At 35.6% G+C, this 12,422-nt stretch carries 9 protein-coding genes; 4 read left to right on the top strand and 5 right to left on the bottom strand.

The window, feature by feature from the left end; genetic code table 11:
• Positions 1-30: 30 nt before the first annotated feature.
• Complete coding sequence (locus tag LPC23_RS03625; RefSeq protein WP_229331156.1) at positions 31-3,888, bottom strand: calcium-binding protein; 3,858 nt, start codon at positions 3,886-3,888, stop codon at positions 31-33.
• A 165-nt stretch (positions 3,889-4,053) separates the two neighbouring features.
• On the opposite strand from LPC23_RS03625, the gene LPC23_RS03620 reads away from it, so the two are divergent.
• Positions 4,054-4,530, top strand: coding sequence for a regulatory protein RecX (locus tag LPC23_RS03620; protein ID WP_229331154.1), 477 nt, complete (start codon positions 4,054-4,056; stop codon positions 4,528-4,530).
• A 27-nt stretch (positions 4,531-4,557) separates the two neighbouring features.
• On the opposite strand, the gene LPC23_RS03615 is transcribed toward LPC23_RS03620, so the two are convergent.
• The 4 genes from LPC23_RS03615 to LPC23_RS03600 form a co-directional block, all read right to left on the bottom strand.
• Positions 4,558-5,712: a beta-ketoacyl synthase N-terminal-like domain-containing protein gene (locus LPC23_RS03615; RefSeq protein WP_229331152.1), complete on the bottom strand. Its 1,155-nt coding sequence runs from the start codon at positions 5,710-5,712 to the stop codon at positions 4,558-4,560.
• 20 nt (positions 5,713-5,732) lie between these two features.
• Complete coding sequence (gene bioA / locus LPC23_RS03610) at positions 5,733-7,004, bottom strand: adenosylmethionine--8-amino-7-oxononanoate transaminase (protein ID WP_229331150.1); 1,272 nt, start codon at positions 7,002-7,004, stop codon at positions 5,733-5,735.
• 57 nt (positions 7,005-7,061) lie between these two features.
• Positions 7,062-7,679, bottom strand: coding sequence for a dethiobiotin synthase (gene bioD / locus LPC23_RS03605; RefSeq protein ID WP_229331148.1), 618 nt, complete (start codon positions 7,677-7,679; stop codon positions 7,062-7,064).
• A 61-nt stretch (positions 7,680-7,740) separates the two neighbouring features.
• Positions 7,741-8,880, bottom strand: a complete 1,140-nt coding sequence (locus LPC23_RS03600; RefSeq protein WP_229331145.1) for an aminotransferase class I/II-fold pyridoxal phosphate-dependent enzyme — start codon at positions 8,878-8,880, stop codon at positions 7,741-7,743.
• A 166-nt stretch (positions 8,881-9,046) separates the two neighbouring features.
• On the opposite strand from LPC23_RS03600, the gene LPC23_RS03595 reads away from it, so the two are divergent.
• The 3 genes from LPC23_RS03595 to LPC23_RS03585 all read left to right on the top strand — a co-directional run bounded on the left by LPC23_RS03595 (position 9,047) and on the right by LPC23_RS03585 (position 12,330).
• Entirely contained in the window at positions 9,047-9,586 is a 540-nt protein-coding gene (locus LPC23_RS03595; RefSeq protein ID WP_229331143.1) for a hypothetical protein, read from the top strand.
• Between the two features lie 294 nt (positions 9,587-9,880).
• Entirely contained in the window at positions 9,881-10,789 is a 909-nt protein-coding gene (locus LPC23_RS03590) for a hypothetical protein (protein ID WP_229331141.1), read from the top strand.
• Positions 10,786-12,330 carry a vanadium-dependent haloperoxidase gene (locus LPC23_RS03585; RefSeq protein WP_229331139.1) on the top strand — a complete coding sequence of 515 codons (1,545 nt, stop codon included), beginning with the start codon at positions 10,786-10,788 and terminating at the stop codon, positions 12,328-12,330. Before LPC23_RS03590 ends, LPC23_RS03585 begins: the two co-directional genes overlap by 4 nt.
• Positions 12,331-12,422: the final 92 nt, after the last annotated feature.

The raw sequence follows: 12,422 nt of genomic DNA, 5'->3' as shown, positions 1-12,422 counted from the left end.
CAGCCTGAAAAGACTGGAAACTTTTTCATTTTAAAACAAAACTTTACGACGGACTACTTCTCCAGTTTCCAGAGTAATTTGAACAATAAGTATTTTAGATTTCCAAATCGCTGCTTCAATTAAATGCGTTTTTGTTTTTAATTCTGAAGCTTTGTATAATTGTTTCCCATCTAGTGAATATAACACTACTTTATTTATCGTTTCTTTTGAAGAACTTATCTGGATTTGATTGTTTTGTGCTACAACTTGCACCTCAATATCTGTATTTTCAAGAACTGCATTTTTGTCTTGAAAAAGTAATTTAAAGCGGTTATCAAAAGTTCCTTTAGTTGTAAAGAAAGAATACTGTCCTTTCTTCAAATCTTGAATTTTTGATTCTTGAAGGTCTTCTAAATAAATGGATTGATTTACAAATAAGCCATCAAAATCGTCCAAGCCAATTGCAAAACTACCCTCCTGTTTTGCTCTATAACCAATATTGATAACGTCGTTTGTATCAAAAGGCAATGCTCTCGCCTGAATCGAATTTTTATCGCCATTATTTAAGCTATAGAAATCCAACCATTCATTTCCGTCCAATGAAAGCCCATCAAACAATACGTCTCTTTCATTGGTGGCTCCAGTGGCATATCCCAATAAAATTTGTTTAAAAAGTCCTTGTTTATTGGACAAATTAAGCCAAATTCGATGTTTCTCAAAATTAGAATTTATGATCGCTTTTTGTGAATTTCCAATTTTAAAGAATAAGTTATTATCTGTTTTTAGTCGCATAGAATTCTTAAACGTAATCGCACCTAATTGGTTGGTTCCTACAACAAAAAACGCTTGACCTGATGCAATTTTACCATTAGGAATTTTATTATTTACTCCACTATTTTTAGCTGCTGTTCCTATTCCGCCGAAAATGTTATAAACTGCATAATCATTTGAAGTATATTGACCATTTGTAATTGGTGTATTATGTGTCCAAAAATATAGACTTCCTTGAAGGACATTTTGATTCTCCAAAATAAACGCATCAGCATTTAGTGCAGATGGATAGGGATTCCCAATTAAAATGGGATTGTCTGTTTTTACATTAGGAATAATTAGTAAACCATTATTTGGGATTCCTGAAAAAACAGCATCAAAAACCGAAGGAGTAGTCTCTGAAAAATTTTGTGGCGCTTGAAAAATATACCCTTTACCCGGAATCATCTTTGCATTAGTGGATTCATTTTGCCAATTATTGGATTGTGAATTAAAAGAATAAAATGTAGCACTGGGCGAGTTAGGAGAAAGGAATTTCAATTGCTGAGCCGCCACAGGTGAAGACCAATAAGTATAATCCGTTTTCCGCATAGGTGTAGATTTGCGAATGTATTCAATAGAACCGGAGTTGACGATAGCGTCATCAAATTGATAGAGTGACGAATTGTTTTCAAAAATTAACTTTCCTTGACCAGAAAGATGTAGAGTCAGCTCCAGGGTTGCCGAATTTCTTACTCCAACTCTTATTCCTGAATTAACAACGCAAGAACAGATTTTTAAATCTGTTTCAATATTATAATTGGAATTAAAAATAACGGTCTTATCTATAGTTGGCAATCCATTACTCCAATTTGTACCGTCCCAAATTGTACCTTCTTGACAAAAGAGTAGCTTAGCAATTCGATGCTTAGATACTCCTGAAATTGAATTAAAATTACCCCCAATAATAGCACCCCCTTTGACTAATGCAATAGCTAAAACTTCCCCATTTATTGAAATTGGAAAAGAGGAATCAAAGGTTCCATTCGAAAAAAGACGAAGCATTCTCTTTACATTTATTCCATTATACTTGCTCGAAAACGAACCCCCTAAAAGAATACTACCATTGGATTGTACTGCTATTGTTCTCACAATTCCATTACTAAATCCTGACCCAGAATTAAAAGAAGTATCTTGGCTTCCATCTGGATTTAAACGAACAATTCGCCTGTTTGACTGACCATTAAAACTTGTGAAAGAACCACCAACAAGAATTTTTCCGTCATTTTGCAAAGTAATTGCATATACAAACCCTACAAATCCAGTCCCAACATTAAAACTCGTGTCAATAGAGCCATCAACATTGAGCCGAATTAATCTATTCGAAGCTACCCCATTAAAAGTACTAAACTCTCCACTTACTAAAACCTTCCCATCAGCTTGTAGTACTACTAAAGTAGGATTGTCGTTTGGATTTGTACCTATATTAAAACTACTATCCAAATCACCATTCGCTAACAAGCGAATGACTTTATTTACCGATACTCCTTTGTAGCTAGAAAAACTTCCCGCAGCAATAATTTTACCGTCATTTTGTAATATAATAGAATGAACCATTGAATTAAACCCAGATCCTATATTGAATGAAGAATCCACCGTGCCATTGGCATGTAACCGAACCATACGCCTAATAGAAGAGTCATTGTAATTTGTAAAATTTCCAGCAACTAATAATTTACCATCGGGGAGCACTAACACTTCTTTTACTGTATTATTGGCTCCTATTTGATTGAAATTAAAGGTAGTGTCCAACTCTCCTTTTGAATTAATCTTCGCTATTCGACTCACTAATTTCCCATTGAATTGAGTAAAACTTCCAAAAGCTATACAACTCCCATCAGCCAATGGAATCAATTTATTAACCGATTTATCAAACCCAACACCAGAAGTTAGAAATTCATTATCTAGTTCTCCCTTAAAACTAATCTTAGCTAATCTGCCTTGTTTTAACTCATCAAAAACAGAAAATGAACCTCCTACAAAAAAACTATCGGATGATGCAGCTAAAGCATAAACAGTTGCTGTTGCAGGGCCTTCGCCAATAGTAAAATCAGAAGCAATAGTTCCGTTACTTTTTAAAAGAACCAAACGATTCACATCAGTTGTTTTGTATTGATCAGAAAAATTACCCCCAATCAAAATACCACTTGATGCTACAAGAATGGTATGGACTGTTCCATTATTAAAACCTGTACCTGAAAGAAAACTTGAATCAACAACTCCATTTGAATTCAAACGAACAATTCTATTTTGGGTCGATCCGTTGTAGTTTAGAAAACTACCGCCTACTATTATTTTACCATCGGGTTGAATCGCTATAGCTTCAATAGAGTCGTCAAATCCGGCACCTATTGAAAACGAAGTGTCAATACTTCCATTGGAGTGTAACCGAACTAATTTGGAATAACTCGAGTTTCCATTAAAAGAAGTAAAGGTTCCCGAAAGGACTATTTTACCATCGGCACCAATCACTACATCATCAATAGTACTCGTAGCTGCTGTTCCGGTGACAAAAGAACTGTCCAAAGTACCATTTGGTAAAAGTCTTGCTATTCTGTTAACGGAAGTCTCATTGTATTTGGTAAAACTTCCAACCACAAGCAATTTCCCATCAGCTTGTAATGCTAATCCATAAATAATTCCGCTTCCGACCGCAACAGAAGTGTCAAAACTACTATCTCTTGATCCATCAACATTCAATCGGATTAAACGCCCTACGGGAGCTCCATTAAATGAAGTAAAACTACCTCCAACGATAATTTTCCCATCGGATTCGATAACTGATGCGTTTATTCTGCCATTGAACCCTGATCCCAAAATAAACGTAGGGTCTTTGGACCCATCTGTCAATAATCTGCAAAAATAAGGGGTGACATTTCCGTTGAAATTAAGAAACTCTCCTCCAACGAGTAGTTTTCCATCAGTTTGAATCGCGACAGATCTAACGGTGCCGTCAAAGCCATCTCCTGAGAGACCATCATCTTGTTTATTAAAATTGGAATCGACTTGAACTTCTTGGCTATAGCCAATGAATAAAGTAAAATGAATAAGCCAAAAAGCTATCGCTTTTCCGTGCTTGATTTGGAAAAAAGAATACATAAAGGGGGCACAATTATTATAGTTAACGTTATTGATTTCAACTAGTTAAAACAAATTTAACTAAAAAAGGAATATTTTAAAATACCTATATTTAGTGATTTTTGCCAAATTGTAAGTTTTCAATCCAATTAAAATACTTACTTTTCAACTTTAAAAGCTAACCCAATGAGCGAAGTCAATTCTGTTAAAGAAGCGATTCATAAAATAGAACATTTTTGTGCCTATCAGGAGCGTTGCCACGATGAAGTGATGCAAAAACTCCGCGCTATGAAAATGGATGCGAATGAAATTGACGAAATAGTAGCTCATTTAATTAAAGAAAACTACCTCAACGAAAGTCGGTTTGCTTGTAGCTTTGCCCGCGGAAAACACCGCATTAAATTTTGGGGCAAAGTGCGCATCGTCAACGAATTGAAATTTAGAAATATCTCTACTTACAACATCAATTTGGCACTCAAAGAAATTACACCCGAAGAATACGATACTAATTTCAATGCACTAGCCGAACGAAATTGGCATTCCATAAAAGAATCCAACGGGCTAAAAAAACGTAAAAAATGTTGTGATTTTTTATTGCGTAAAGGTTACGAAAGTAATTTAGTGTACGAAAAAGTGAAGGAATTAGAAGCTAGAAAAAATTAGTCTTCGACAAGCTATGACAAGCTCCAACTACAAGGACAATAAAATACTCACTGCATTGCCGCCAAAACCAACTGCATTGACCAAAACCTTTCTAATGGATTGCGTCTGTTCTTGCTTTTTCGCAAAAGGAACGCCCACAAATTGATTGTGTTGCAACATCAAAATAGCCAACTCCATACTCAAAATCCCAGAAGCACCAAAAGTATGTCCTATTTTCCATTTGTTGGAAGTCAATAAAGGAAGTTTGCTGCCAAATACTTTTTCAATGGCTTTGTATTCTGTCAAATCGCCTTTGATAGTTCCAGGAGCGTGCATTACTATGGCGCCTACTTCGGACAAATCCGTATTTGCTAATGCCATTCTCATTGATTTTTGGAAACAGTCTGCTTCAGCCGAAATGGAAATATTGTGTTCTAAAATTTCTGTAGCATAGCCGATACCTTCAATATAAGCTAAAGCGTTTTCTTTTTTTCCAATTTCCAAACAACAAACGCCAGCACCTTCACCTAAAATTAATGTGTTTTGTTTTTTTTCTAAATCCAATGCGCGATTAGGATATTCATCTTGACTTCGAGAGTAAATTTTTAAGGCGCGCATTTGAGCAATAGTGAAATCAGTCAAAGGAGCTTCGCTACCCCCAACTAAAAACTTGTCTGCCATTCCAGATCGTAACCAAGCAACGCCATTCAACACTGCGTGTAAAGCGGTCGAACAGGTGATTGAATGAGAAATTTCTGGTCCCGAACTTTGTAAATCGTGTGCTACCCAAGAGGAAATATTACCTAAGGTTGTAGTAGGAGAGGTTAAGGTTGGCGCACTACCCGTTGCAATATATTCTTTAAAATGGTTTTCAAACAGATCCGTTGCGCCACGAGACGATCCAATATTTATTCCGAAAACATCCTGCTTTGACCACCCTGCTTTGGCAATGGCTTGACGAGAAGCCAGCATTGCAAATAAAACAGAATTATCCAGTGAATTGTATTTAGTATCGGAATGTCTTAAAGCGGAAACTTCTGCTTTTGATTCCTCATCTAATGCCCCTACACAAGTATTCTTTCGATCTAATAATTGAATATGAAAACTAGGTTCAGGGTTTTGGTAATTCTTCCAAATAGTTTCGGAATCATTTCCCAAAGGAGAAACAGAAGCAATGGCCGTTATGGAGATGGTTTGTGACAAAGAATTTATTTTATGCAAAATTAAACTATTTCAAGAGCATTTTCGATGACTTGATATACTTTTTGTAATTGCTCTTTAGAGATAATGTAAGGAGGTAAAATGTAAACAACATTCCCAACTGGACGTAATATTACTCCATTTTCAATGAAATGATTATACAATGTATTGCGCATAGTCCCATAATAGCTCTCTTTCACCTCTGACTTTATTTCTAATGCAAAAATTACTCCCAACACTCGAGTGGCAAGTACTTTTGGATGCTTTTTTATATGTTGTTCAAATTGCAAATGAGATTGATTTACCTCTTGAATATTTTTTTGAATTGCCTCTGTTTGTAAAATAGAAATACTGGCTAAAGCTGCAGCACAACCTGTTGGATTCGCAGTAAAAGTATGACCATGAAATAGTGCTTTTGAAGTGTCATCGTCATAAAATCCATCAAAAATTTCCTGAGTAAAGGTCGTAATTGCCATAGGAATTGTACCTCCTGTAAGTGCTTTGGACAAACACATCATATCCGGTTGCAGCGACAGATAGTCACAAGCAAATGTTTTTCCTGTTTTACCAAAACCGGTCATCACTTCATCGGCTATGGTAAAGACATTATGGCTTTTGCACAAAGCAATCAGCTCGTCTAAAATTTGTGGAGAATACATAATCATTCCCGCCGCACCAAGCACCAAGGGTTCAAAGATAAATGCTGCAAATTCATTGGTTGTAAGCAATTCCTCTAACAGCTGTTTGGTTTCATTTTCTTTTCCTTCGACTGGAATAGGAATTCGAACAACTTCTAAAAGCGATCCTTCAAAAGCCTCTGTGAAAAAAGAAATCCCACTTGCAGCCATGGCACCAAAAGTATCTCCATGAAAGGCGTCTTCAAAAGCAATGATTTTAGTTTTTTTAACTCCCTTATTGTAATGGTATTGCAAGGCCACTTTAATAGCAACTTCAACTGCAGTAGAACCGTTATCGGAATAAAATAATTTTTGTTGGTTTTTTGGTAAAATTTGAGTGAGCTTTTCTGAGAGTTCAACCGCTACATTATGTGTAAATCCGCCAAACAAGACATGCTCTAAAGTTGTCAATTGCTTGTAAATAGCATCTGCCATAACTTGGTTTGAATGCCCATACGGATTGACCCACCAAGAAGCAATTGCGTCAATGTATTCTTTCCCATTTTCATCCCAAAGTAAAGCTCCATTCCCTTTAACAATTGCGGGGAAGTCTGGTGCAGTTTTGTGTTGGGTATAGGGATGCCAATTGTGTTTTTTATCTCTTAATGAAAAACTCATATTTACATTTTAAAGAACAAAGATACACCGAGAAAAATTAGCAGATTGACAAATGAATTATAAACTTTGCAATGGCTCTCTAAATTTATCCGCGTAATACTGAATTACATTCTGATCAAAATAAGGTTCGTTTTCTATTCTTCCAATAAATTTAGCATTTGACTTGCTTAAAATAATTTCTTCAGAAGAAGGGTATTCATCACCTGAAAATACAATACCCGCAACAGGAATATTGCGGGAGCGCAAGGCTTCTAAAGTTAATAATGTATGATTAATACTGCCCAAATAGTGTCTAGAAACTACAATCACTTTGTAATCATCTTTAATCAAATCAATGATGTAATCCGAATTATTTAAGGGAACTAAGAGTCCGCCCGCTCCTTCAATAACAAGATGATTGGCTGTTTTTGGCTCAACAATTAGTTGTATATCGATTATAATTTGATCCAATTTAGCAGCTAAATGTGGACTAGCTGGCGTAGTTAATTTATAACTGTTTTCGTGTATAACAGTTGAAGAATTAGAAATATAAGATTGAATTTTATGACTGTCTGAGTTATCTAAATCCCCCGCTTGAACCGGTTTCCAGTAATCAGCTTGAAGTGATTCTACAATAATTGATGAAGCAATAGTTTTACCCACATCGGTTCCAATTCCTGTAATAAATAGTTTCATTTTTTATACAATTTGAGTACAAATATCGATAAGTTATCAGGAAATAAATGATAGAAAAAAGTTAAATTATACAATTAGATAATAATTGTACTAATTGAGTAATTTCATTTTCTGAATTGTAACTGTGCAAACAAAAACGCAAGCGCTCTTGGCCTTCAGGAACCGTTGGAGACAAAATAGGCTTAACATCAAATCCTTTGCTTTGTAATTGATGGGCTATGCTTTTGACTTTTTCATTCCCAGGAATAATAGCTGATTGAATGGCTGATTTACTAAATACAAACAACGGCTTTAAGCTCAATCGATTCTTTTCCTGATTGAAATGAGCAATGTTATTTTTTAATTGTTGTTGACTATATGTTGCTTTTTCCAACTGCTGATAAGCCATCAAAATAGTAGCCACCGAATGAGGCGATAAACCCGTGGTATAAATAAAACTTCGAGCAAAATTGACTAGATAACTTTTCAATTCTTCGCTTCCCAAAATTGCAGCACCATGACAGCCCAATCCTTTGCCAAAAGTCATGATTCGGGCAAAAACTGAATCTTGTAGATGTAAACTTTGAACTAGACCTTCCCCTTTGTCACCTAAAACACCTAAAGCATGTGCTTCGTCAACTACCATATACGCATCGTGTTTTTCAGCCAACTGAACCAATTCTTCCAAATTAGGCGTATCACCATCCATTGAAAAAACGGATTCAGTAACGATATAAATTGTCTTTTCTGAATTCCGAACTAATAATCGTTCTAAATCCTCTAAATCATTATGTTGGAACTTATAGGCTTTCGCATTGGATAGCTGAATCCCATCCCGAATAGAGGCATGACATAATTCATCATACAAAATCAAATCTCCTTTTTGAGGAACAGCACTGAAAAAACCGACATTAGCGTCATAACCAGAATTGAAAATCAAAGCTGATTGTGCTTGATGAAATTGAGTGATATAATCCTCCGCAGTTTTGTAAATAGAATGGTTGCCAGAAAGCAAACGAGATCCTGTAGCGCCATTTTGTATTTGATTATGTTCTAACAAATACTGATGTGTAGTATCAAAAATTAATTTAGAATTAGAAAAACCCAAATAATCGTTCGATGAAAAATCAACCAAGTCAGTTTCTTGTGGCAACTTACGTAATGCGTTGTTTTGCAAACGAACATTTAATTTATTAAAAAGTATTTCTGGCAGCTTTTTCATACGCTACAAAAATAAGGCAATTTTTTGATCTTTTGGTTTCTTCAAATTTTTGAGGCAAAATCGAAAAGGTTTTCGTTGTAGCAACAGTTCAACTTTTGTTAAAAAAATGTTAAAATAATCTAGTTAGAAGATTTGGCGATTGAATAGTTTTCTATTTTCGTTACCGATGAAGAGAATAGCCACCCTTTTTTTAGTAGTAACCTTATTCTACAACATGATAGGTTATTATTTAATGTTTGCGTTCAAAGAGCAGCAAGCATGGGTTGCGCGTATGGAAAATACAAGCCCTTCTGATTTTCGAGTTTTACGATTAAATGCCTCTTTGTATTCCTTTGTCGATGACACAGAATTTGAAGATGTAAACGAAGATGTAGTCATCAATAATAAAAGCTATCATATCTTTAAAAAGCAAATAAAAGACAATGTTTTAAGTTTGTATTACCTGCCTAATACTAATGAAAATACCGTAAGCAAAGACTTAAACGAACTTGTTCATAGTCAATTATTTAATACAGGATCTTCGAAAGAATCGCCTACAAAAAAATTATTGAAATCATTTATCAAAGATTATATCGATAATCCTGAAGTTAGCATTCCTATGCCAGCTCAAGCAGTTGCTTTAACTGAAGCATTTGCTGCAGATGACACTGAATTTACTAATCCAGGTCATCTTTCATTACCCTATTCTCCTCCGGATTGTATTTAATTTCGGGTTAACCAATTATTATGTACTCCATTGAATTGTCTGTTTAATACACCGTATTTTACAACAAGGTATTATTTAATTCTGCAAAATTATTGGCTACACTCGTGACGTAAAACCCACTTAGGGTATAATGCCACACGTCAAATACAGTATTCTATCTTATTTACTATTTATTTTTCTTAGAATGAATATTCCATCCCGTTACTTAAAAGTAATGGTGTCTTGTTATCACTCATTTCATCAACGCTATTGAGTTGAGGCTATTCATTTGTAAGATGCTATTAATTATCTAAAATGAAAAAAATATATTTCTGCTGTCTATTACTTTGCCAGTTTATTGCAAATGCGCAAACTGAAATTGACGGCATCATGATGAGTAAAAACCAACTCTGTACAGGAGCGATTTTTCAATACGGTGCCTGGAGTAATTATTGGGAAGGAACCTTCAAAAGAGACAATCAAAATTTAGGAACGGTTTCTAACAACACTATCAGCATCAACGGAAACTATGGAGTTACTGACAAATTGAACGTGATTGTGAGTTTGCCTTATATCGCTACCAAAGCTTCGGCAGGCACTTTGAAAGGACAAAATGGATTGCAAGATTTATCCGCTACGATAAAATACATGCCTATTGAAAAAACGATTGGGCAAGGTATTTATTCAGTGTACACGATAGCAGGTATCTCAATTCCAACGACCAACTATGTTGCCGATTATTTACCCTTAAGTATTGGTCTACAAAGTAGAACAGCTACTTTCCGTTTAATGGGTGACTATCAAAGAGGTAACTTTTTTACCACAGTTTCCGCAGCGTATCAAAAAAGAGCTGCAATTACAATAGACCGAAATACCTATTTTACAACAGAAATGGTCTACTCTAATGAAGTAGTGATGCCTGATGTAATTAATATAAACTTACGCACGGGCTACCGTTCTGGTCGTTTAATTGCTGAAGCTATTTTGGATAACCAAGTAACGCAAGGCGGTTTTGACATTACTAAAAACAATATGCCTTTTCCAAGTAATACAATGAATTCTCTTAGAATTGGAATGCATACAAAATATACTTTCCCTGGTAAAGAAGCACTTTCGCTTGTTGGTGGTTTCAATCACGTTGTAGACGGACGAAATGTGGGTCAAACAAATGCCATCTATGCAGGCTTCTTTTACATCATCAATTTCAATAAAAAAACACAATGAAAAATATAATTATCACTCTTTTAGGATTTGTTTCTTTTATCTCTATTTCATCTTGTAGTAATGAAATTGATGATCGTTCAGAAAGTTATCCAATGTTAAATCCTTCCAATAATGATGATTTGGCTGGAAATTGGAAACCTATTTTACTTTCTGCTCCTGATGAATTTAGTTTAGATGCTCCAATGACTACTTCAAATGCAGCATTTACTAGAGAATTAAATGAAATTAAAAGCTATCAAGCCAATATTAGTAAAGAACAAAAATCCATAATCCAATACTGGAGTGCAGGTAGTGTTTTACGTTGGAACGAAATTATGCGCAGCTTAGTGGCTAAGTATAATCGCCCTCCTTACCAAAATGCAGACGGAACCTATCCAACTCCCTCAGCTACTAATCCGTTTGCCAATACTCCTTTTCCTTTTTCAAATCCACCTTATGCAGCTCGTGCCTATGCTTATGTAAGTGCTGCCCAATATGATGCATTGGTCGCAACTTGGCATTATAAAAAGCTATACAACCGTGCAGCTCCCTATGTTGTAGACAATACTATAAAAGTGCTCATTCCTAAAAACGGGATGCCTTCATATCCTTCAGAAGACGGAGTATTAGCTGGTGTAACTGTAGAATTATTAAAATTATTATTTCCAACTGAGATTGCTTATATCAATGGAAAAGCAGAGGAAGAAAAATTATATCGAATTATTAGTGGCGCTAACGTCCGTAGTGATGTAGAAGCCGGTATTTCATTGGGAAGAAAAATTGCGACAAAATACATCACTAGAGCATCAACTGACGGAATGGGAGCAGCTGTTGGAAATCAAACTATTTGGACGCAACTCGAAGCCCAAACAAAAGCAAAAGGCGAAATTCCTTGGTTATCATTAGATTTGCCTGCTCGACCACCTATGTTGCCTCTGTTTGGGAATGTACGTTCGTTCTTGATGTCTACAGCTGACGTTATTGCTAGTCGCCCTGTCCCGCCACCATCAACTAAATCGGTACAGTTTGCAAAAGAACTAGCCGAAGTAAAAAAATTCAGTCAAAATGCTAGTCGCAAAGAAATGGATATAGTAACATTTTGGGCAGATGGCGTAGGAACTTATACGCCACCAGGACATTGGAACGCAATCGCAGCAGATGCCTTTGTAACAAAAAATTACAGCGAGGTACGTTGGGCTAGAAATATGGCCTTATTGAATCTTTCACTTATGGATGCCGCAATTAGTTGTTGGGATGCCAAATATTATTATTTTAACCCTAGACCAACACAGATAGACCCGTCAATAAAAACATTGACAGGGATTCCAAACTTCCCTGCCTATGTATCTGGACATTCTACATTTAGTGGTGCAGCCGCTACTGTTTTGTCTCATATTGTGCCTGAAAAGGCTACCCAATTTAACGCTATGGCAAAAGACGCGTCCAATTCCCGATTATTTGGTGCAATCCATTATAGAAGTGATTGCGAAAAAGGATTGCTTTTGGGAGAAACGGTTGGAAAATTCGCAATAGCAAGAGCCCGTATTGATGGCGCTGAATAAATTACAAATATGTTGAAAATAAAAATAAGTGGTTTGTTTTATTATCAACTAATCTGAAGCAAATAGTTACTATTTGCTTCGGATTAATTTAA

The organism is Flavobacterium ammonificans (genome assembly GCF_020885975.1).
In the GTDB taxonomy this organism is placed as follows: Bacteria; Bacteroidota; Bacteroidia; order Flavobacteriales; family Flavobacteriaceae; genus Flavobacterium; species Flavobacterium ammonificans.
Note: the sequence above shows the minus strand (reverse complement) of the source record. Positions and strands in the feature narration are given on the sequence as shown.